The sequence below is a fragment of the Eisenbergiella porci genome (assembly GCF_009696275.1).
GTDB lineage: Bacteria > Bacillota > Clostridia > Lachnospirales > Lachnospiraceae > Eisenbergiella > Eisenbergiella porci.
On record NZ_VUMI01000022.1, the window covers coordinates 31,573 to 53,049 of the forward strand.

The following is a 21,477-nucleotide window of genomic DNA, read 5'->3' on the forward strand; positions in this document are numbered from 1 at the left end:
AGACTGATTGATGCAGTATTGCAGGCAGGACTGTGATATGCCGGAGGTATGAGAATGAATAATGCAAAAATAAGTACGAAAAAGCTGAATTTATATTACGGCGCCAACCATGCGCTGAAGGATGTGGATATGGATATTACCGCCAATGCCATTACCGCTTTTATCGGTCCCTCGGGATGCGGGAAATCCACTTTTTTAAAGACGCTGAACCGCATGAATGATCTGGTGGACGGCGTAAAAATTGACGGAGAGGTCACGCTGGACGGCGAGAATATTTATGATGAAAAGGTGGATACAACCCTGCTTCGTAAAAAAGTGGGCATGGTATTCCAGCAGCCCAACCCGTTTCCGATGAGTATTTACGACAATATTGCCTATGGTCCCAGGATTCATGGGATTAAGAGTAAGGCGCGGCTGGATGAAATTGTGGAAGAAAGCCTGAAAGGGGCTGCTATTTTTGATGAGGTGAAGGATCGGCTGAAAAAGTCCGCGCTGGGATTATCAGGAGGGCAGCAGCAAAGGCTCTGTATCGCCAGGGCGCTTGCCGTACAGCCGGAGGTGCTGCTTATGGACGAGCCAACATCGGCGCTGGATCCTATTTCCACGTTAAAAATCGAGGATTTAATGGAGGATCTCAAGAAAAAGTATACGGTGGTGGTGGTTACCCACAATATGCAGCAGGCTGCCAGGGTTTCTGATGAAACCGCTTTTTTCCTGGTGGGGGAAGTGGTGGAAAAGGATATTACGTCCAATATTTTTGCAAGGCCAAAGGATAAACGGACTGAGGATTATATTACGGGGCGTTTCGGATAACAGAGCAGAGGAGTGAGGTTTAAAGCTATGACGACGAGAAGTATGTATCTGGAGGAATTAAACAGCCTGCGGAAAAGCCTAGCGGAAATGGGGGCGGCAGTGGAGGAGTCCTTTAATCTGCTGCTGACTGCGGTGGAAAAAAAGGATACAGATCTGGAGCAGCAGATTATCAGGGGAGATCGGGTGATCAATGATATGGAAAGAAGCATTGAATCACAGTGTCTTTCCCTGATTACCAGGCAGCAGCCGATTGCAGGGGATCTGCGGATGATATCCGCGGCCCTGAAGGTAGTAACGGATATTGAGCGGATTGGGGATCAGACTGCGGATATTGCGGAGCTGATGCTTCGTCTGCGGGATTGTGATCTGGATGCTTATTCCAGGCATATTACGGGTATGCTGCAGGTGGCTAAGGAAATCGTGCATGATGCGGTACGTGCTTTTGTAAACCGTGACAGCAGGGCCGCGGATGAGGTGATCCGGCATGATGATGTGGTGGATGAGCTTTTTGCCAAGGTGAAGGATGATCTGGTTCATATGCTTCAGGAGGGTGTGGATAATATCGATGCCTGTGTGGATGTGCTGATGATTGCCAAGTATCTGGAACGGATTGGGGATCATGCGGTGAATATCGCTGAATGGGAGATTTTCCAGGAGAGCGGAGCCATCCAACACATCCGCCTTATGTAGTGGAGGCGGCGGCCTCCTGGGGTAGGTTTTTAAGGACAAGGAATAAAGGCAAAGGGCAAGAGATAAGGGCGGTGGAGTTGGGGAGGGGTTAGGGGTGGAGTTGGGTTTCTCTTTTTTGGACGACGAATTTGGTGTAGAGGATGAGGGCGGTGAGGAAGAGGACGCCCAGGGTGTTGGTGATTTGTTGGGCGTAGAGGGGGCGGCCGGCCAGGATTAGGGGGGTGTGTTGGAGGTGGGAGAGGAGACGGCCGGCGAGGAAGGAGACGAGGAAGCCGTAAACGCCTCCGATGGATGAGAGGATGGAGAGCTGGAGGGTTCTTTTTTCCTCGTTTATGAGTTCAAGCTGTATGCCGAAGAGGCCGATGCCCGCAAAGCTCCAGCCTATTGCCGAGAAGATGGTGGCGGCAATGGTCATGGGGTAGGCGTTGGAGGGGACGGAGAGGGCCATGAAGGCAAAGTTGAGGAGTATGCCGACGAGGGAGTATTTGTATATGCAGGCCATGCCGTAGCGGTCTCCCATGCGGCCTACCATGGGGGTGATGGCAATTCTTATGAGGTTGCCGAAGAAGCCCACTACCATGATGAAGGTGAATGGGAGGCTGAGGTCTTTTATCTGGTAGCTGGTGTTGAAGGGGGAGGAGACGTAAAAGGCGGTAAGCCACAGGATATTGGTCCAGAAGGCCTTGCGGAAGTCGGGATTGCGGAAGGCTTCGAGGATTTCTGTTTTCAGGACGCCTTTTTGTCTGGCAGGGGCGTCTTGTTTGTTTTTTCTGGCAAGGTGGCCGTGCATTTCCTGGCCGAAGGCGTTGAGGCGGGCATGGCGGGGCTCTTTCATGCAGCTGAAGGCCCAGAAATTAAGGATTACCAGGATGAGGATGAGGCTGCCGTTGATGAGAAAGCCGATGTGTTGGAGCGGTCCGGCTGTTTTGTCCATGATAACGCCTGCAAGGAGCATGGTGGTAACGGTGACGAATACGGCGATGGCGTCTTTGCGGGAGAAGTAGCGGCCGCGTAATTCCATGGGGACGAGGGTGGCGATCCAGTCCTGGGTGGCGGGGGTGCCGATCTGTGTGCAGGCCTGGGCAAAAAAGTAGCCTGTAATGATGAGGAATTGTGCGGCGTGGTTTTCCAGGGACATGAGGGGGATGAAGAAAATCAGGGCGAGGAAGAGTTTTTGGAGGACGCAGAGGGAGACAAAGAGCTTCCTTTTTTTGAGTCGGTTGATTTTCTGCATGGTGAAGAGCTGAAAAAGGGCAGCAAAGCTCGCCATGGAGGTGATGACCCCAATGGCGGCATCCGGGATGTTGACGGAGAGCATTAAGGAGACGAGGAAGGTTCCGCCTGCCAGCTGGGCTATGGTTTGTGTGGCGGAATCCCCCGCTATGTAGTAGCCGCGGCTTTTTTCGTAGTCTTCTTCGTTTTCGGGCAGAGCCATAAAGTAGATGCGGCGCAGGTGTCCCAGCAGCCAGTTGAAATCAAGTATAAGTTTGCTCATAAAATACCCCATTCTCCGCGTTTGGCGCGGCTTTCCCAAGTAGGTCCCTCAGCCTGATATTACAATAAGGGCGGCCGGAAAAAAATGTATTATCTTAGTCAGATTTATGTATTTTATTGGTGTGGGCAGGGAATAAAAAAGGCGTTTGACATAAGCTTTGGCAGGAATATTGATTGGTCTGGGGGCTATGGGAGCGTATTTCGCACCCAGGCTTTATGAGGAGTTCGGAGAGAAGTTCAGGGTGATTGCCGGAGGGGATAGGAAGAAGCGGCTGGAGGAAAATGGAATTGTAATAAATGGTACGCGCCGGTATTTTCCTGTGGTTGAGCCTGCGGATTTGGTGATTATTGCCGTGAAGGGGTATGGGCTGGATCAGGCAATTGAGGATATCCGGAACCAGGTGGGAGAGAATACGGTGATTCTCTCGGTGCTGAATGGTGTGGACAGTGAGCAGCGGGTAATAGAGGCGTATGGGGAGGGCAAAGTGCTTTATTCTTATATGCGGGTTTCCGTTGTGATGAAGGATGGATGTACCAGCTATGATCCAAAGCTGGGAGTGGATTTGGGGAAAGAGGATATGGACAGGCAGGAATCAACGCTGATGGCGCTTCCATTTCAGATCAAGCCGTCCACATTGCAGGATCTGGAGGCAGGTAAACGGATGGAAATTGATATGTTTGCAGGGACTATAATTGAATATGGACGCCGGCTGGGAATTGCTACGCCGGGGGCCTGTGATATACGGAGGGATTAAAAAGGGAATCTGTGAGAAGAGCAGCCGCGGATCAGGCGGCATTGCGGCTGTCTGAATCCAAAGCCCTTTTTTCCATGATTCATGCGTTGGGGCGGGAGAGCGTGCCAAGGCGGTTCTTTATCCAGAACAGCTCGGAAACAGCCTTTTCCCGGAAGCGCGCAGATATTCCAGGAGCTGCGGATGGAGTATCAGGTCCGAGTCCACAAGGAAAAGTCTATCGTAATCGTGCTGCAGGGCGTAACGGATAATTCGGTTGCGGTATCCGGCCACGCGTACCAGCCTGGTTTCATCTCTTATATCTGTTATCTCACTCGTTTCGGTTTTCCCTTTTACTGCGGGTAAAACCATAACTGAGGAGCCATCTCTTTTGAAAGCAGACAGAAGCTGTCTGGAAGTTTCTTTTTCGTTATCATCAACAAAAACATAATCAATAAGAAAATCTTTGTGAAGCAGACTTTTCAGGGAAATCAGAAATGCCCGGAGAATACTGCTTTTTTCACGTATGGGGCAACCTATCAGAACTCGTTGTATTGCCATAAAACCACCTCTTTCCGGATAGCGGGAGGCCTTCCGTGTATCCATTGCGCCTGAAGCCAGATATCAGGCTGTAAATAACCGGGTATTTATCCTGAATACTGGAATATCTGATATTCAAGGCAGTCGTCAGATGCACGCACAGGTACGTCTTCCTGACTTGTTGCTTATAAAAAGAAAAAGCCACTTTAATTAAGTGACTTTTACCTGAATTCATTTATCGGTGCGGCAGCTATTCACCCGGAACTGCCTCTATATTAGTTTACCATTAATTTGCCGGAAAGTCAAATAAATAAATATAATATTTTGAATGTACTTTCCTTGACTTAATAAATATTTATTGTAAAACAATAAAAACATATTGACTTTCAATGCGCATGGTGTTATTTTATGGAAAAGGGATGAGATACATGGGAGAAACAGGAAACTTTATGGGCTGCTGTACCGCTGCAAAGGAGAATGGACAATGAAAAGTAAAAAGAAGAAACTGATTTCAGTGATTGCAGTAGTTATTGCGGTTGTCCTGGCAGCAGGGCTTCCAATGATACAGCGGGCGGCGGGGAGGAATTCTTATCTGAAGGTTATCAGGAATAACTGGGGGCTTTCTCTACCAGCAGGGTGTGTGGAGGTTTATGAGATTGACAGCGGGCCCAGCTTTCATGGGGATGGAGAGCGGTATCATGTATTTGAATACCGGGAGGGGAAGGAGGTTCCCGTATGGGGGAACGCAGAAGGACTGCAGGATGCCGACAGGAAGCGGATTGTGGAGATTCTTGACGGGCTGGACGGGAAGAAGGAATGGTATCGGGATTTTGAATCGGTTACCGATATGGGGAAGGATAAGAAGCAGGATGAATCCTGCGTATATTTTCTGTTTGATGGTGAAGCCGCAAGGCTGTATGTGGTTGAAAGGTTTATTTAATGATTGCAGGAGGACAGGAAGGGATGAAGGGAAATACACTCACACGTTTTACAAAGGGGCTTTTGGATTTTATGTTTTTTGCAGGGATTGCGGTAACGGTGACGCTGCCGGTTTCCGTGAAGATTTACGGGTATTTCAATTCCTATTTTGAACAGTTTTATATTCATCTGGTGATATTATTTGCGATTTCCGGCGTGCTGGCGGAGCTGATATTGTATGAACTGCGGAATATGTTCCGTACGGTGCTTGCCAACGACTGTTTTGTGGAGGCAAATGTGAAAAGCCTGAACAGGATGGGGACCTACAGCTTCCTGATCGCCCTTGTCACCGCAGGAAGGCTGCTGTTGTATCTGACACCGGCGGTGATGATCGTTATCCTCGTATTTGTGATTGCGGGGCTGTTCAGCAAAGTGCTGAGCCAGGTTTTTGACCGGGCGGTGGCCTATAAGCTGGAAAATGACCTGACAATTTAGGAGGTGGAAGATGGCGATAATTATTAATCTGGATGTTATGATGGCCAAACGGAAAAAGGGCCTGACGGAGCTGGCGGGAGAGGTGGATATCACTCTTGCCAACCTGTCAATTTTGAAAAATAACAAGGCAAAAGCGGTACGTCTGTCCACTCTCAATTCCATCTGCAAGGCGCTGGACTGTCAGCCCGGTGATATTCTGCAGTATGTGGAGGATGAGGAAGAGGATGGGGCAATTGAGCCGAAAGATCTTTGAAAGGAGCCGGAGCAGAATGGATTATGGAAGAATGGACATGGTAAACGGAAACTATATGGAAGAAAACAACCGGAGGATGGCGGAAGATGAGCAGCGCCGGAGAGCGGAGGAGGAACGCCGGAGGGCGGAGGAGCTCAGGATGGAAGAACAACGGCTGGAGGAAGAGCGGCGCACGGCTGTTATGCGCCGGAATTTTCCTTTTTTCGGATGGGCCGGCGCGGTGTATGCCCTGTTTTATACATTCTGTCTGTATAAAAATGCATCGGGGATCACCTACCCTTTTTTCGTCGCAGGAACCCTTATCTATTTTGGCTTATGTACCAGAAGATCAGGGGTTCCATTGAAAAAAGACAGTACCTTCACCGTTGTGAGCATGCTCCTGCTGGGCGTATCCGTTTTCCTCACAGACAATCTGAGCATACAGCTCTTTACAAAAACAGGACTTTTTCTTCTCACCATCAGCCTGATGCTTCATCAGTATTTAGATGACAGCAAATGGAATTTTTCCAAATTTCTGCTTGCCATAGGCCAGTGTCTGCTGGAAACGGTGGCCTGTCTGGGGCGGCCCTTCAGCGACGGTGCCGCATGGCGGGTAAAGGCTGTCCAGGAGGGGAAAAAGGATGGAAAGGGCCGGTATGTGGCTTTGGGAATACTGGTGGCAGTGCCTCTGACGCTGTTAATCCTGGCTCTTCTTGTAAGCGCGGACGCAGTGTTCAGGGATCTGTTTGTCCGGGTTTTCCGTCACATTAATATCCTGAGTATTCTGTGCATCCTGTGTATGCTGGCCTTCGGCTTCCTTGGTTCCTATTGTTTTATTGCCATGCTGAACAGCAGGGTTATTAAGGAGGAGTGTAAGAAAAACCGGAATCAGGAGCCGGTGCTGGCGATTACCTTTACCTCGGTGCTGGCGGCTTTGTATCTGGTGTTCAGCATGATTCAGATTGTATATCTCTTTATGGGGCAGATGAAGCTGCCTGAAGGATATACGTATTCATCCTACGCAAGGCAGGGTTTTTTCCAGCTGCTGGCGGTATGTCTGATCAATCTGGTCATTGTGCTGGTATGTCTGGGCTTTTTCAGGGAGAGCAGGGTGCTGAAGGCCATTCTCACCGTAATTTCCCTTTGTACCTATATTATGGTGGCTTCCAGTGCATATCGTATGATTCTGTATATCAGGATTTGCCAGCTTACCTTTCTGAGGATTATTGTATTATGGGCGCTGGCGGTGACGGCTTTTGTGCTGGCGGGGATTATCGTTACTATTTTCCGCCCGGATTTCCGGCTGTTTCGGTACTGTATGATGGTGGTGACGGTTTTCTATCTGGTGCTTGCTTTTGCAAAGCCGGATTACTGGATTGCAAGATATAACATCCAATATGTGAATTTGGAAGGGAACGCGGCGGAGCAGGCGGAGAACAGTTACAGGGATTTCAATTATCTGAGCCATCTTTCCGCAGACGCTGCGCCGGTGCTGACGAAGCCGGAGAATTATGCTTACCTGACGGAAAATTCCACGGCCATGCAGAGTTATTTCAGTAGGATGCAGGACAAAGCGGATAGAATGGGAATCAGGAGCTTTAATTTGTCAAGATATCTGGCAGGCAGGGCGGTCCGGAGCGTAAGTGATGCGGCGGCTCAGACATCTTAACTGTTATGAAAGGGAGATTGCTAATAAGCGTGATAGTGGTGAACCGTTAAGAATATTTAAAATATTCTTAATAAATAATTACTTTGTACCCTTACAGTTACATTTTTAAGTACATAAGCATTATAATGGTAACCGTACTCTTTGGAAGGGTACGGTTACTTTTAGATTTGAGGATCAGCCGTGTGTCCGGTACCACTTGCACTGGCAGTCCGGACTGCCGTGTGTCCGGCGCTTCTGTGACGGACAGGAATTTACTCCGGAGCCTTTCAGGAAAGAAAAGGCCGGGTATAAAAAGAAAGGAAGAGAGTATGGAAGCTAAGGAATTAATTAATTTTCTGGGGAAAGCGGAAAAACTGAAGTCAGTGCCAAGGCACTGCGTAACGTCGGACGGAGTTGTTGAAAATGTGGCTGCCCACAGCTGGCGGCTGGCGCTTATGGCCTTCCTGCTGAAGGATGAGCTGGGGGAGATCAACATTGACCGGGTTATCCGGATGTGCCTTGTGCATGATCTGGGCGAGGCCGTAACAGGGGATATTCCTACCTTTGAAAAAACGGAGGAGCATGAGGAAATAGAAAAGCTGGCGATGGACGGACTGCTCCGGGAGCTGCCGGAGCCTTTGTATCAGGAGCTGCATGCAATGTTTGAAGAAATGGAAGCGCTGCAGACAAAGGAGGCCAGGGTCTATAAGGCGTTAGACAAGCTGGAAGCAGTAATCCAGCATAATCAAAGTGATATCAGTACGTGGCTGCCGCTGGAATATGAGCTGCAGAAAACATATGCGGCCGAAAGCGTCAAAGGCTTTCCCATACTGGAAAAGCTCCAGGAGGAATCCGTGAAGGAGACAGAACAAAAAATTATTGCCTTCAAAAAATAATTTATTTTTCAAACTTTTATCCAAACCTGTACATCTATAGTATGAAAGGAAACGTTGGACAACGGACCATTCGGAAAAGCGGCCGATAACAGCCTGGCTTTTCCATACTGAAAGGGTAATCCGCTCAGGATGAATACCCGCATACAGGAGGAAAATCCCCTGTTCGCCAGGGAAACTCGCATTTTGCTCCGTAAAACAAGTAGGAGGAGGATTAAAATGAGGCAGGATATTTATGACATGACAGTGGCTTATATCCTGGAAAACCAGGAAAAGTTTTATCGGCTGGCCTATAGTTATGTGCAGGACAGGGACAGCGCTTTGGATGTGGTTCAGAATTCCATATGCCAGGCGCTGGAGAAATGCTGGGGACTCAGAAACCCGGCTGCAATGAAGACGTGGTTTTACCGTATTGTAGTAAATGAAGCGCTGCAGTATCTGCGCAGGCATAAAAAAGAAATCAGTACGGAACCATCGGAGATAAGAGAAGAGCCATACCAGGAAGAGGGCTTTTTGAAGGCTGACGCAGGATCAGGAGAAGTCTACGAACAAATACAGAAGCTTCCGCCGGAAATGAAAACGGTAGTCGTACTTCGTTTCTACGAGGAGCTGAGCCTTCAGGAAATTTCCGAGGTAACGAAAACGAATCTGAGTACCGTAAAATCACGATTGTATGCGGCTCTTAAAAAACTGGAAAAAAGTTTGGAGGAGATAAATTATGAGAAAGCCTGAAGATGGAAAAAAAGTTTATGATAATATAGAAATCCCGGCAGAATTGAACGATGTGGTGAACAATGCCATCCATTCCATGGATAAGGAGAAATCGTTAAAAAAGCATCGTTCGCGCAATACCGTAAGGATCTTCAGGTATTGCGGTACAGCCGCGGCAGCGCTGCTCGTCTGCATGACAATCGGTCTCAACACAAGTGAAGTGTTTGCAAGGGAAATGAGTGAGCTTCCCGTTATCGGTTCCCTGGCAAAGGTTCTGACCATCCGTTCCTACCATGAGAAGGATGAAGGACATGATATTACGGTAAAGGTTCCGGAAATCCAGCTGGAAGGCCAGCCTGAAAGCCAGGTGGAAGAGGGGCTGGCAGGAAGCACGGAAGAGCAGAAGGAAACCTTTATAGGGGATATCAATGCCGAAATCCAGTCCATAGTGGATAATTATGTGGCGGAAGCAAAGCAGAAGTTCGCGGAATATAAGGATGCATTTTTTGCTACCGGAGGAACTGAGGAGGAATGGGGCAACCGTGATATTGCCGTCAATGTGGATTACGAGGTGAAGTATCAGGAGGGAAATATCCTTTCCATGGTGCTGACCACGGATGAGGCATGGGTAGCGGCCTATGGGGTGCGTTATTATTACAACCTGGATCTGGCTTCGAACCGTGAGCTTACCCTTCGGGATCTTCTCGGTGATAATTACGTGGAAATCGCCAATGAAAGCATCCTGCGCCAGATGGAGGAACGGTCGGCGGCGGATGAAAACGTGGTTTACTGGGGAATCGGCAAGCAGCTGGAGGATGATGTGTCGGCAATTGACGGATTTAAAACGGTAGATGAGAATACAAATTTTTATATCAATGCCGATGGCAACCCGGTAGTCTGCTTTGAAAAATATGAGGTATCGCCCGGATTCATGGGAGTCCAGGAATTTGTTATAGAAAAACCGGCGGCATAAAAAGAGCCGGTAAATAGGCGGCATAAAATTAATCTGGAAACGCCGTTGCAGTAAAAGGAAGGAAGCGCAGGCTACGCTTCCTTCTTTTTTTCTTTCTTTTTCTTTTCCGGTTCCAGATCCTTCAGGACGGAGCTGAGGACATTCCTGACAACGGAGGCCAGAATCCAGATGAGCCAGCTGGTTGACCAGGAGCCGATAAAGAAGCTCCATACAAAATAAAAGCAGGTGACAAGGGGCCAGTAGACGGAAAGGATCAGGGATATCGTCTTTGCTGTGCTATTTGAGGAATGGGTGAAGTGTTCTTCCTTTTTTTCCGCCTTCCGTTTCTTTTCCTGCAGCAGAATTTTATAAATTTCTTCTTCGCCGTTGGAGGTTACAAAGAGATATACGGCGATGGCAATAAAGAGAAGCATGAAGAAAACCCCGATGGTCCCTCCGTTTTCCTCGCCCAGGAAGGTGGATTCACCAATCTGGGAAATGATAATCAGGATAAAGGGAGAAAGCACGCACAGCACAATGCCTATTGTTGTAATCACGGCATATTGGGGCTGGAAATCAGCCTGCATACTCATGATAAACGACTGGAGGGAAGGGCTTACTATCAGGTTGGAATGCTTCAGGAACTTGTACTGCTCCAGTCTGCTGCTTCCGTAAATAATCAGACTCAGCCCGACGGCCAGGCCCAGAAACAGGGGAAACAGAGTCAGCAGCCCGTGAAGGCGGGAAAAATCACGAATAAATCCGGCGGCGGTGGGACTGTCAGGTGAAAATATGCCGCCGAGAAGTATCATAAAAGCAGGGCCGATAATGCAGAGGGCAATGCCGATGCCCATCATGCGGTGGCATTTTCTCGTATCGGAGATTACCTGTTCCACCTGATCCCTGGACAGGTAAATATCCCCGCTGTCATAGTCCGCAAAGCCTTCCGCCTGACGGCTGCCGGAGGCGTCTCCAGAATTCCCTGTTTCCCGGAAACCGCCGTTTCCGTTGCCGACGCCGTTCTCTGCGGCTGTGGAAAGCAGGCCCAGCTCATCAATAAGCTCATCAATATTCCCAAATTCGGAAATAACGATTCCTATGGCTTCATTTTCCGATTTGCCTTCCATCTTTAATTCTTCGTATTTATCTTCCATTGTCCGGAGCATATCGTTCTCCAGTTTGATTATTTCAGGAGTACGGGGTAATCTGCTAAACATATTTTCCAGATAAATTCTAATCGTTTCCATATGGTTCCTTTCTTTACAGACGTATGAACTGTTCAACAACTTCCTTGGTTACTTTCCACTCTTCGCACTTTTCCACATAATAACGCCGGCCGGTTTCCGTAATGCGGTAGTATGTACGGCGCTTTCCGTTTGTCTCATCCCCGGAAAAGGATTCAATATAACCGTTTTTCTCAAGCCTTGTGAAGGCGGAGTACAGCGTCGTCTCTTTAATAATGTATTTTCCATCGGACTGCTCTCTGATATGCTTTGAAATCTCGTAGCCGTAAGAGGGGCCGTCCAGCAGAAAGAAAAGAATGAAGGTATCATTGTAGCCGCGGATGACATCACTGCTTATCAACTCATCAGCTCCTTTTAACTTCCGCAGGCGGCGGAAACAATCTGCCAGGCCAAGGGAACTTTTTCTTCTACTTCATCTGTCGTACTATGTCTGTCGTAGTAATTACAGTATAGCAGGTAATCTGTGGATGTCAATGCTATTTTGTAATAAAAAAACCGGAAGACTGCAAAAGCGGCAGCTTCCGGGGGAATGTTTCAGTATGCGGTTATGCTTCGGCGGCTTATATCGGGGTTAATTGCCCCGCCGTTTGCGCCGTCCTGGTTTTGATGCCTTTCCGGCAGTGGGGATTGAAGATTTTGAGCGCTGCCCTGCGTTGGAATGCATGGATTTCATGCTGCGCTGCCTGCGGCCGGCCGGCTGTTTTTTGTGTTTTGCAAGCAGTATGACAAGAAGGAGGGAAAGCACATTGGACAGCGCAAGCCGGAATATCTGAAGCTCATCTGTCCCTGTAGCTGTGACCACATGCAGGAAGCTTCCGATAACATTATTAAAAAAATGTTGGAAGATACCTGTCCAGAGAGTACCGGTGAGCGTGACGCACAGGCCCCATGCAAAGCCCGAGATACCGGCGGTGAGGAGATAGCCGGCACCGAAAAGCAGCGCAGAGGGAATTGTCAGGCTGCCCTGCCTGTACCATACAACAACCGTAATCAGATGCCAGATGCTAAAAAGCAGCGCCTGGAGCAGGTTGGCGTATTTTACGGAAAGGGCGCGGCGGCCCAGCTTGTAGAAAAGCCCTCTGAAAAGGCCTTCCTCCGCCAGTACATTTATGATATTTCCGGCAATGCAGATAAGGATCGCTGAGACGGTAAGTTTGGTGGCTGTCCGGTTGGTCAGGGAAAAACTGGTGAGGTAAAAACCAGGCTTGGGAGATTTGCCAAGGATAAGAAGTAGGATGAATTCCACCAGATATGAGGCCGTGAAGGTAATAATACCGATGGAAAAACCCAGAATCATACCTTTGGTAATACCGCTGCGGCGCAGGCCGATGCTTCTCCAGGTGAGTTTCCGGTCTTCCAGACACAGATAAATCATGAGGAGGGCAAAGAGCTTGCAGAATATATTTTCCGCCAGGAAGGTTTCGTCCGTTTTCAGGACGAGAAATTCGAAATCCATGGCGGCAGAGCACAAAATAAAAACAAACAGAATGTAAAGCAGCGTATTTTTTTGCTTTTTTGTAAGCATTAAGGCTCCTGTTCCGACACTTCCGGCAGGTTTTTATCCGATGATAAACACCTGCGAGCATATCTTCTGTAATAAGCGTCACTTTACTGCACATTTTCACTCCTTCCATGAGGAAAAGGAGGAACGCAGCAGTTTCCTTTGGAGAAAAGTGGCTCAAGGGCCGCTTTTCTCTTATTGTAAAGGGCAGTGGGGGAAAAATCAAGAGAAGATGCTGGCAGGCGTCAGTTGTTACGGATGTTCAGGCAGATTGGCGTGCAGAATTTCAAGTACCTTATCCATACATGCGGCGGCCTCCCTTATTTTTGCGGCAATTTTGCCGCGCCTGGTTTTGTCCTGGAGGTTGGGGAGAGTGACATTAAAGCCTCCACCCAGGGCTTCCAAATCATTTCCGTTGTCGTTATTCCAGTTCCGCCGTGCGCCTGTACTGTCTGCCGATATCCTCGAGGAAGGCAAAATCAGGATTCAGTTCCCGCGCTCTGTCCAGAAAGGTAAAAACACAGCTGCCATTAGTCGCCATGTTGCAGATATTGCTGATATGGGAATCCCAGCCGTCCTCAAAGCTTTCAAGGCTCATAGCGTCGAATTTTCCGCTTTCTATGCTCTCAGCCCAGGCGCGGAAGGCTTCCGGGCCAAAACAGAACCCGTCCGTTTTTACGGTGAGCAGCCGGGGCATATCGATAATAATGTTCCTGTAGATCTGCGCCAAATCCACTGTGCGCTTCTTTTCACCGATAAACAGCCAGCCCTGGCCGGCATAGGTCGCTGTCTGTTGTTCATCGATTGCCTGTTGTGCGGGAATCCGTTCAGGCTCCGTTTTATCACCCAAAAAATAAAGCAGGGTTCTGCCGTATTCCTCATAACCTGCATAAATACCCCAGGGAGCGTCCCCGCCAAAACGGGTGATGGCAATGACGGGTACGCCTTTGTCAATATAGGCCATAAGCGTCTGCAGATACATTTCCCTGTTGGAACAAAGCTGTTCCAGGCTTACAAAGGTGGAGGCATAGCCGCACTTTTCAAAAATTCCCTGAAAATAGCTGCCGCCCATGCTGTTGAACATACAGGAGGATACGGCCTCTCCCATATATTTTTCATAAGAAGAACAGAGGGAAAAAAATGGAGAAGGAAAAGATTCTGGAAATATTGAATGAGCATTATCCCGTGTGTTTTGACAGTCTGGAGTTTGTACGGGACAGCGGCAGTATGGCTTATGCTGTATTTTCCGGCAGGGATAAGTATTTCCTGCGGATTACGAAACCAGCGTTTTTTGATACGGTGCATAAATCACTGGAGATTCATGTATTTCTGATGAAACAGGGATTTTCCGTGCCGCCGGTTATTTTTACCCGAGATGGCTCACCTCGTGTCCATACGAGTGAAGAAGACGGAGAGCATCTTTATATTCTGTATGAGTTCATAGAAGGCAAAGAAGTGGATACAGAACAGGATGCGGAGGCAATTGGTGCTTTGCTGGGGAAATTTCACAGCGCGAAAGGCGTATCCCAGGGTTGAAGAGGTTTTCCCATGTATGATCCGGTATTAATCTGTAATATGACCGATTATTTTGAGTTTCAGGAGAACGGCTATGAGAAATCCCGTGAGGTGTTTGCCCGTTTTCTGCCTGCGTATTTAAAATATAGTGAACTTATGCCGGAGGAGGCGGCATTTTATGATCTGATCGCACTTTACCATTTTGCCCTGCAGGACACGATTGTTGAAGTATTCGGCATGGACTGTGTGGATGATGAATTTTTCGACTGCCAGTTGGAGAGCTGTATAAATGGCGGGAGCAATGTGAGAAATGTGGATGGAACTGATATAAAAGGGAACCTGCGGCGGAAAGGCCGGGGTTCCCTTTTGACAGCCCGTAAACTTAAGCGGAGAGGTTTACTCCATGTAGCCGCCCTTCATGGGTGAAACCGCATGTTCGGAGTAAATTTTCAGCACTCCTTTTTTATATTTCGGCTCCCTGGGCTTCAGGTTAGCTCTTCGTTCTTCCAGAATTTTATCTATTTCCTCTGGAGGAAGCTCCCGGCCCTTGACGCCGATGATCTCCAGCACACGGGCCGGAATGTCAATACGTATCAGGTCATCCTCTTCCACAAGGGCAATCGGTCCGCCGTCAGCGGCTTCCGGAGAAACATGGCCGATGGCAGGGCCTTTGGAGGCGCCTGAAAATCTGCCGTCTGTAATCAGTGCAATGGATTTGCCAAGCCCCGGATCGGAAGAAATAGCTTCCGTAGTATAGAACATTTCCGGCATCCCTGCTCCCTTAGGCCCTTCGTAACGGATAAAGACCGCATCTCCGGGACGGATTTTCCGGGATAAAACAGCGGCGATGGCATCCTCCTCACAGTCAAAGGGGCGGGCTTTAAGAACTGCCTGAAACATTTCGGCAGGTACGGCGGAGTGTTTTACAACAGAGCCCTCCGGGGCGAGGTTGCCGCGGAGAATGGCAACGGTTCCGTCCGAACCGATGGGATTATCAAAGGGGCGTATGACGTCCGTACGCTTCAGCCCCCATTTTTCCAGGGATACGCTGCATTTTTCATAGAAACCGTTCTGCTTCAGCTCCTCCAGGTTTTCTCCCAGGGTTTTTCCCGTGACCGTCATGACATCCAGATGAAGCATGGATTTTATTTCCTCCATGACGGCAGGCACGCCGCCTGCATAATAGAAAAACTGTGCGGGCCATTTGCCTGCGGGGCGGATATCCAGGAGATAGTGGGCGCCGCGGTGCATCCGGTCAAAGGTGTCCGCATCGATTTCCATGCCGAGCTCATGGGCCATTGCCGGGATGTGCAGCAGGGAATTGGTGGAGCCGGAAATAGCCGCGTGAACCATGATCGCGTTTTCAAAGGCTTCCATTGTTACTATATCACTTACCTTCAGCCCTGCTTTAACCAGTTCCATTACCTGTCTGCCTGCTTTATAGGCCATCTCCTTCAGCTCCGGGCAGGTGGCGGGCATCAGTGCTGAACCGGGAAGCATCAATCCCAACGCTTCCGCCATAATCTGCATGGTGGAAGCGGTTCCCATAAAGGAGCATGCGCCGCAGGAGGGGCATGCATTCTGTTTATAATAGGTAAGCTTTTCTTCAGTAATTTCGCCGCGCTGGCACATTGCGGAATAAGCGCCGATTTGTTCCAGAGTAAGCAGGTCGGGTCCGGCTTCCATGACGCCCCCCGTAATGACGATGGAGGGCATATTAAGCCTTGCCAGCCCCATCAGACAGGCCGGAACGGATTTATCACAGCTGGCGATGAATACACCGCCGTCAAAACCAGTGGAATTGCCATGTATTTCAATCATATTGGCAATCATATCCCGGTGGGCGAGGGAATAGTTAATTCCGTCATGCCCCTGGGCGATTCCGTCACAGATATCCGTCGTAAAATAACGCGCGCCCCTGCCGCCCGAATCCCGGATCCCTTTCATGGCTTCTCCCACAAAAAGATTAAGATGCGCGCTTCCCGGATGGCTGTCCCCGAAGGTGCTTTCCACAAGAATCTGCGGCTTATCAAGATCCTCAACCGTCCAACCCATGCCGATTTTCAGTGGATCGTTTTCCGGGGCCAGTGCCCTGACCCGCTGACTATTCAATTCCATTTGTCAATCCCTCCTTGTTTTGCGGAGCAAAATGCGAGCCCTCTGGCGAGCAGAGGGATTTTCCTCCTTGTTTTGCGGAGCAAAATGCGAGCCCTCTGGCGAGCAGAGGGATTTTCCTCCTTGTTTTGCGGAGCAAAATATAAATCATCAGATGTCTTTTGCTTTATCCCTATGGTTTGGGTGGGCCAGGGCAGGAGCTTCCTGTTCTTTTATCAATTGCTTTATCATATCCCGGTTATAAATCATATGCATCGGCATCGCTGTTTTGGCGCCGATGGAATCATGTTCTGCAATGGCATCCGTAATGGCGCGGTGGGTCTGGATGGTTTCTTTGGTTAGCCGGCGGTGGGTTACATTGACAAACATCAGGACGGCAGTATCAATGATGGGAATGAGCTGCTTTACCACGATATTGCCGGAACATTCTGCAAAGCAGGTATGAAAAGCAATATCCTCGTCAATGTAGCTTTCTTCCCTGGCAATTCGTCTTTCGATGAGGCGGCACAGGCTGTCCAGCTTTTCTACGTCTGCGGGACGGGCTTTAAGGGCGGCCATTTCTGCAATTCCCGGTTCCAGTATAATCCGTACATAAGCCAAATCCAGGGCGAGTGCCATTTTATCCTCTGCTTTTCTCAGTCCCAGCGGCTCCAGGTCTGCGGGAGTGGTTGAAACTACATAGGTTCCCGAACCTCTTCTCACTTCCAGAATACCACGGGAAACAAGCAGCTTTACCGCCTCCCGGACAGTGCTTCGCCCCACGCCGAATTTCCGGCCCAGTTCAAATTCATTGGGAAGGCGCGCACCGACAGGCAGAGGGGTGTTTAGTATAAACTGATAGATTTGTTCCTGGACCTGCTCCGCAAGCAGGGCATGTTTCAGGTTGGAAAAACCGTCCATATTTTTTCTCCATAAGAAGGGAAGCGGGCAGATGCCGCCGCCAGCTATCCGCTGTGCGGCAAAACCTCCAAGTTGCGTCCTGCCGGCATTCCCGTTATAATAAATAGTATAGCAGCCATTTTGCAGCAACGGGAGCTTCGGGAGATTCTGAAGCCCGTTATTTCATGATAACACAGATGAAGAAAACAGTCAGCAGGGGGAAAACACCGATGACAAAAAAAGAGAAGCTACAGCATATATTGGAGACTCTGGATAAGATTTATGGTACTACAAAAGACGGGTTTTATCATAATCAGGACTGGCAGCTGCTGACAGCGATAATGCTCAGCGCCCAGAGCACGGATAAACAGGTGGATGAGGCCCTTCCCGATCTGTTTGGAAGATTCCGGACGGCGGAGGAAGTGGCACAGGCCCCGGTGGAAGAGATAGAGGAATATATCCGGTCAGTGGGGCTTTATAAAAATAAGGCGAAAAACATGAAAAAATGTTGTGAACAGCTTGTAAAAGATTATGGCGGGAAAGTTCCGGATAAGCTGGAAGAAGTGCTGAAGCTGGCCGGCGTGGGAAGAAAGACGGCCACGCTTTTTCTCGCGGATGCTTATGGGATTCCCGGGGTTACGGTGGATACCCATGTATTTCGGATTTCCCATAGGCTGGGATGGGCAAAAGGGAAAAACCCCCAGCAGACGGAACAGGAATTGATGAAGGTTCTGCCCAAGGATCACTGGAACCGGATTAATTTTCAGCTGATTTATCTGGGAAGGGAGATCTGTACAGCGCGTAATGCCAAATGTACACAATGTCCGCTTCAGGAATGGTGCGAGAAAAATTTGTGATAAAATAGATGAACTGGTAAAGTGGGTTAATGATCAGAGAAAAAAGTGATGATTGAATTAACAGCTTCCCTGTAGAATGTTTTTGCAGCTCTTGCGGAAAAGACCGGGGTAGACGGAACTGCTTTTATTCCAGCGTCTGCTGAGGCATGAGATGATTCATTTGAAGCATGAAAAAGGACGAACTAAAATTCTGAAAGGAAGCGTTTGTAACATTCCTGAATTACTTTCTTATGGTCAGCGCGGTAGATGCGTTGACCTGCTGAACAGTTATTATAAATTCATATATTCTTATATAAAAAGACGTTGGCTGATAAACGGCCAACGTCTTTTTCCTGCAATTTTCCAGGACATTATAAAAAACAACTGCTTATGTATTCCCGGAAGCCGCCAGCTGGGAAAGGATTTCCCGCACATCGTCACCCATTTTTATAAGGGCGGCCATATCGGGAATTTCTATTCCATGGACGAGGACATTCCGGGCGTTCCGCAACGCAACCACCCGGTCCAGGTTTTCCTTGGAAAGTACCTTCATCCGTTTCAGGCTGTTCACATTAAAGGTGCCTCTTGCCTTGGGATTGCTTTTCAGGGTCAGCCTGCCGAGAATGGTTTCCAGGCTAATCCATGGCTTCATGAAGTATTCCATGGCCTGGTACTGCTCTTTGCTCAGCTTTTCTCCGGGGGCGCGAAGCTCCATGTAAAGATGATAGCGTTTTTCATTGCCGCAGATGATTTGGTCGGAGAGCTGTTCTGAGATGGTCCGCTTGTCGTTGACAAGCTTTGTGGACTTCAGAATCGGTTCAAGCTCTTTGGCGTTGGCTATTTTCAGCCGTCCCATCAGACGCAGAAGCAGTTCTACATTTCCCATGCGCGGTTCGATATCCATCCGCTTATACCGGGTGCTCAGATAATTGTAAAGATAAGCCGCCAGATCATATTGGTTGTTAAAGGATGTATTTTTACTCTGGATTCGCTCGTTTCCTGCAGCCTGCAGCCGTTCCAGAGCTATCTCGCCGCTGAGGACAAGACCGTTCAGTTCGTCAAGGATGGCGAGCTCTTCATCGGACAGGGTGCCCTGAAGCGGCTTGTAAACCAAATCATGCTCCACCTCCGACCAGGCATGCATCAGAACGGACGCTACCTGGATTTCCAGGCGGACAGGGGCATATTTTATCCGGGTTTTATCCAGGGAATCTTCCTTCATGGAAGCCCGGTAATGGGTGGCCCAGTAGCCGGAAAAACGTTTGTTGTAGGAAGGCTGTTTGGACTGCACTGGGAATTTCTTGGTTTCAGCCACTGTAAACAGGTTGTTGATGACCCGATCCGCTTTGGCACGGTCGCCGGGGAAATAGAGGGACACGCGTACGCCGGAAAGGTCGGCGATATCCGCATAGATTTCGCTCATGTTTTTATAGGGAGTTTCCCGTTTTTCATTCCGCTGCGTCACCTTGATTTTGAGCCGGCTGGGGCTCTTGGCGCGCGAGGTTACCATGGCGCGGATACCGGAGGAGCGCAGGGCATCCTCCAGCATTTCGGCGGCAATGCGTCCTGCTGTTTCGTAAAAGTTTATTTTCTTCTTGTAATTTTCTATAAATTGATTTATCAGATCCATATTGATTGCCTCTTAATTGTGTCTCACGGTCACAGCCAATCCTCATTGGGCAGGGACTGGCCGCCATCGGCATATATGATCGTATTTGCTTTATATTCAAAAATCAAATCGTCATAGTCAGTGGAATATAAAAACCTTGTTTCATTCAAATCCTCATAAATATCCAGATAAATGCCTTCCTCCACAGAGGTCTCATCCGGGCCGACACTGATGTCGGTGAGATCGCAGGGAAGGGTAAGGAATTCTTGACCCCGCCTGCTTTTCCTTTTCTTCCCGGATGCTGCGGAACTGTTCCAGCACATTCTGAAGGATGGAATCCGGCTTTTTGCTTTCTTCCAGGCGGGAGCTTATAACGGCCGGATTTTCAGTAATCCCCACATTTACGGCGCCGTGCCTGCCCGGCCCTCCGCCGGACTGCAGCAACAAAATAAGCAGAACTATATTTACAGTCGCCAGGATGCCGATGGCAACAGCGCATATTATTATTTTCCTTTTGGATTTGGAATCATTTTTTCAGTAATCATCATAACTATCCCTCATATCAATTTGTTTTTATTATAATGGAGTACGGGCAAATATACAATAAAAAACGAACGGCAGCCTGAACGGTGTCTATACAGAAATAAATAGCCTGATCTTTAGAGAATCTTAATGGGAAGTGAAGAAAGTTTTATAATTAACAGGTTATGATGGAAACAGATAAAAGAAAACTGTCTGAAAGGGGAGGATGAGGGAATGTTATTTATCCTGAATTTGGCAATAGGAGCCGGCAGCGGACTGGCGCTTTCCATTCCTTTTCTGGGATGGCTGGAGGGCACGGTGCATAAAAGGATGCGCAACACGGCGCAAAAGGGTATGGCACAGTGCAGTACGGCTCAGGGGAAAGGAAAGTGTGAAATAAGCGGATGGCATACGGCGGGTGTCTTTCTGTTTGCATTTTTGCTGGCTGGTATTCTGACGCTGACAGGGGTGCCGGCGTTTCAGGAATTTCATTTTGACGCTAATATCAATATGATTCCTATGGCGGAATTTTTCAGTAATTCCAGACAATATTTTGAAAACACGCTGCTGTTTATACCACTGGGATTTCTTGTCCCTCTGCTTTGGCGGCGGGAACAGATGGTGGAAAAGACGGTGAGCATCGGCTTCCTCTTTTCTCTGTTTATTGAGGCTGCGCAGTTATTCTCCTTCCGGGCTACAGATATTGATGATCTGCTTATGAATACTATGGGCACATGGCTGGGATATCTGCTGTTTCTGGCAATAAACCGTATTTTTCCCAGGACGTGCGGCAGGTTCGGCGTGGGAGAAAAGCCGGAGCCCGGAAGTCTGTGGGCAGTGGAGGAAGCAGGCGGTCAGGAGGCGAAAGCGGAAGGAAATGTGCAAGGAAATGCGGAGGATGCCTGTATGAAGGCACAGACTGTGAATGAGGAATGCTGCGGCAGTAAAGGCTGTAGGAATAAAAGCTGCGGAAATAAAAGCTCCGGCGCGGAAAGTCCCGTCTGCCGATACGAGATGGAGCTTTCCTTTGCCATTGTCATTCTTATTATGATGACCCTGCAGCCGTTGCTTGGCAGTGTTCTCTGGAACCTTTGGTATGGACTCCGGTAAATCAGTAAGGATATCCGGAGGGGAATCTC

The 21,477-nt window shown here is 48.8% G+C and carries 24 protein-coding genes; 14 read left to right on the forward strand and 10 right to left on the reverse strand.

The window, feature by feature from the left end; translation table 11 throughout:
- Positions 1-54: 54 nt before the first annotated feature.
- Positions 55-813, forward strand: a complete 759-nt coding sequence (gene pstB, locus FYJ45_RS14285; RefSeq protein WP_102287255.1) for a phosphate ABC transporter ATP-binding protein PstB — start codon at positions 55-57, stop codon at positions 811-813.
- Positions 814-840: 27 nt separating this feature from the next.
- On the forward strand, positions 841-1,503 hold the full coding sequence (phoU, locus tag FYJ45_RS14290) for a phosphate signaling complex protein PhoU (RefSeq protein WP_154465248.1): 663 nt from the start codon (positions 841-843) through the stop codon (positions 1,501-1,503).
- An 88-nt stretch (positions 1,504-1,591) separates the two neighbouring features.
- On the opposite strand, the gene FYJ45_RS14295 is transcribed toward phoU, so the two are convergent.
- Positions 1,592-2,998, reverse strand: a complete 1,407-nt coding sequence (locus tag FYJ45_RS14295) for an MFS transporter (RefSeq protein ID WP_235930812.1) — start codon at positions 2,996-2,998, stop codon at positions 1,592-1,594.
- Between the two features lie 157 nt (positions 2,999-3,155).
- On the opposite strand from FYJ45_RS14295, the gene FYJ45_RS14300 reads away from it, so the two are divergent.
- Positions 3,156-3,752 carry a ketopantoate reductase family protein gene (locus FYJ45_RS14300; RefSeq protein ID WP_235930813.1) on the forward strand — a complete coding sequence of 199 codons (597 nt, stop codon included), beginning with the start codon at positions 3,156-3,158 and terminating at the stop codon, positions 3,750-3,752.
- A gap of 117 nt (positions 3,753-3,869) precedes the next feature.
- Here FYJ45_RS14300 and FYJ45_RS14305 read toward each other — a convergent pair whose 3' ends face one another.
- Positions 3,870-4,289: a glycosyltransferase family A protein gene (locus FYJ45_RS14305; protein ID WP_154465252.1), complete on the reverse strand. Its 420-nt coding sequence runs from the start codon at positions 4,287-4,289 to the stop codon at positions 3,870-3,872.
- 463 nt (positions 4,290-4,752) lie between these two features.
- On the opposite strand from FYJ45_RS14305, the gene FYJ45_RS14310 reads away from it, so the two are divergent.
- From FYJ45_RS14310 to FYJ45_RS14340, 7 genes are all read left to right on the forward strand, one after another.
- Positions 4,753-5,208, forward strand: a complete 456-nt coding sequence (locus FYJ45_RS14310; RefSeq protein WP_154465254.1) for a hypothetical protein — start codon at positions 4,753-4,755, stop codon at positions 5,206-5,208.
- A 23-nt stretch (positions 5,209-5,231) separates the two neighbouring features.
- Positions 5,232-5,681: a DUF2975 domain-containing protein gene (locus tag FYJ45_RS14315; protein ID WP_154465256.1), complete on the forward strand. Its 450-nt coding sequence runs from the start codon at positions 5,232-5,234 to the stop codon at positions 5,679-5,681.
- A gap of 10 nt (positions 5,682-5,691) precedes the next feature.
- Positions 5,692-5,934 (forward strand): helix-turn-helix domain-containing protein, encoded by a 243-nt coding sequence (locus tag FYJ45_RS14320; protein WP_021635119.1) that lies wholly within the window; start codon positions 5,692-5,694, stop codon positions 5,932-5,934.
- 16 nt (positions 5,935-5,950) lie between these two features.
- On the forward strand, positions 5,951-7,582 hold the full coding sequence (locus tag FYJ45_RS14325) for a DUF4153 domain-containing protein (RefSeq protein ID WP_195841818.1): 1,632 nt from the start codon (positions 5,951-5,953) through the stop codon (positions 7,580-7,582).
- Positions 7,583-7,890: 308 nt separating this feature from the next.
- The gene (locus FYJ45_RS14330) at positions 7,891-8,457 is read left to right on the forward strand and encodes an HD domain-containing protein (protein WP_154465260.1); all 567 of its coding nucleotides are present in this window, start codon (positions 7,891-7,893) and stop codon (positions 8,455-8,457) included.
- 216 nt (positions 8,458-8,673) lie between these two features.
- A complete protein-coding gene (locus FYJ45_RS14335; protein WP_154465262.1) occupies positions 8,674-9,186 on the forward strand; it encodes an RNA polymerase sigma factor in 513 nt (170 codons plus the stop codon).
- Complete coding sequence (locus tag FYJ45_RS14340; RefSeq protein WP_154465264.1) at positions 9,173-10,138, forward strand: DUF3298 and DUF4163 domain-containing protein; 966 nt, start codon at positions 9,173-9,175, stop codon at positions 10,136-10,138. The genes FYJ45_RS14335 and FYJ45_RS14340 overlap by 14 nt, the downstream gene beginning before the upstream one ends.
- Before the next feature lie 71 nt (positions 10,139-10,209).
- Here FYJ45_RS14340 and FYJ45_RS29600 read toward each other — a convergent pair whose 3' ends face one another.
- The 4 genes from FYJ45_RS29600 to FYJ45_RS14360 form a co-directional block, all read right to left on the reverse strand.
- Entirely contained in the window at positions 10,210-11,364 is a 1,155-nt protein-coding gene (locus FYJ45_RS29600) for a permease prefix domain 1-containing protein (protein WP_195841819.1), read from the reverse strand.
- Between the two features lie 13 nt (positions 11,365-11,377).
- Positions 11,378-11,701, reverse strand: coding sequence for a PadR family transcriptional regulator (locus FYJ45_RS14350; RefSeq protein ID WP_154465266.1), 324 nt, complete (start codon positions 11,699-11,701; stop codon positions 11,378-11,380).
- A gap of 231 nt (positions 11,702-11,932) precedes the next feature.
- The gene (locus tag FYJ45_RS14355) at positions 11,933-12,886 is read right to left on the reverse strand and encodes a CPBP family intramembrane glutamic endopeptidase (RefSeq protein ID WP_154465268.1); all 954 of its coding nucleotides are present in this window, start codon (positions 12,884-12,886) and stop codon (positions 11,933-11,935) included.
- Between the two features lie 397 nt (positions 12,887-13,283).
- Positions 13,284-13,970: a hypothetical protein gene (locus tag FYJ45_RS14360; protein WP_154465270.1), complete on the reverse strand. Its 687-nt coding sequence runs from the start codon at positions 13,968-13,970 to the stop codon at positions 13,284-13,286.
- Between the two features lie 32 nt (positions 13,971-14,002).
- Between FYJ45_RS14360 and FYJ45_RS14365 the strand changes: the two genes are divergently transcribed.
- Together FYJ45_RS14365 and FYJ45_RS14370 are read left to right on the forward strand one after the other, a co-directional pair.
- Positions 14,003-14,398 carry a phosphotransferase gene (locus tag FYJ45_RS14365; protein WP_154465272.1) on the forward strand — a complete coding sequence of 132 codons (396 nt, stop codon included), beginning with the start codon at positions 14,003-14,005 and terminating at the stop codon, positions 14,396-14,398.
- 12 nt (positions 14,399-14,410) lie between these two features.
- Positions 14,411-14,803 carry a hypothetical protein gene (locus tag FYJ45_RS14370; protein ID WP_154465274.1) on the forward strand — a complete coding sequence of 131 codons (393 nt, stop codon included), beginning with the start codon at positions 14,411-14,413 and terminating at the stop codon, positions 14,801-14,803.
- Here the strand turns inward: FYJ45_RS14370 and ilvD are convergent.
- Both ilvD and FYJ45_RS14380 read right to left on the reverse strand, forming a co-directional pair.
- Complete coding sequence (gene ilvD, locus FYJ45_RS14375) at positions 14,774-16,495, reverse strand: dihydroxy-acid dehydratase (RefSeq protein WP_154465276.1); 1,722 nt, start codon at positions 16,493-16,495, stop codon at positions 14,774-14,776. The genes FYJ45_RS14370 and ilvD overlap by 30 nt on opposite strands.
- Positions 16,496-16,642: 147 nt before the next feature.
- Entirely contained in the window at positions 16,643-17,392 is a 750-nt protein-coding gene (locus tag FYJ45_RS14380) for a FadR/GntR family transcriptional regulator (RefSeq protein WP_154465278.1), read from the reverse strand.
- 209 nt (positions 17,393-17,601) lie between these two features.
- On the opposite strand from FYJ45_RS14380, the gene nth reads away from it, so the two are divergent.
- Entirely contained in the window at positions 17,602-18,228 is a 627-nt protein-coding gene (nth, locus tag FYJ45_RS14385; RefSeq protein WP_154465280.1) for an endonuclease III, read from the forward strand.
- A 367-nt stretch (positions 18,229-18,595) separates the two neighbouring features.
- Here the strand turns inward: nth and FYJ45_RS14390 are convergent, their stop codons facing one another.
- Positions 18,596-19,837, reverse strand: a complete 1,242-nt coding sequence (locus FYJ45_RS14390) for a RelA/SpoT domain-containing protein (protein WP_154465282.1) — start codon at positions 19,835-19,837, stop codon at positions 18,596-18,598.
- 29 nt (positions 19,838-19,866) lie between these two features.
- Positions 19,867-20,022 carry a hypothetical protein gene (locus FYJ45_RS30085; protein WP_207708423.1) on the reverse strand — a complete coding sequence of 52 codons (156 nt, stop codon included), beginning with the start codon at positions 20,020-20,022 and terminating at the stop codon, positions 19,867-19,869.
- A gap of 550 nt (positions 20,023-20,572) precedes the next feature.
- Here FYJ45_RS30085 and FYJ45_RS14400 point away from each other — a divergent pair.
- Positions 20,573-21,448 carry a VanZ family protein gene (locus FYJ45_RS14400; RefSeq protein WP_154465286.1) on the forward strand — a complete coding sequence of 292 codons (876 nt, stop codon included), beginning with the start codon at positions 20,573-20,575 and terminating at the stop codon, positions 21,446-21,448.
- The last annotated feature ends 29 nt before the right edge of the window (positions 21,449-21,477 follow it).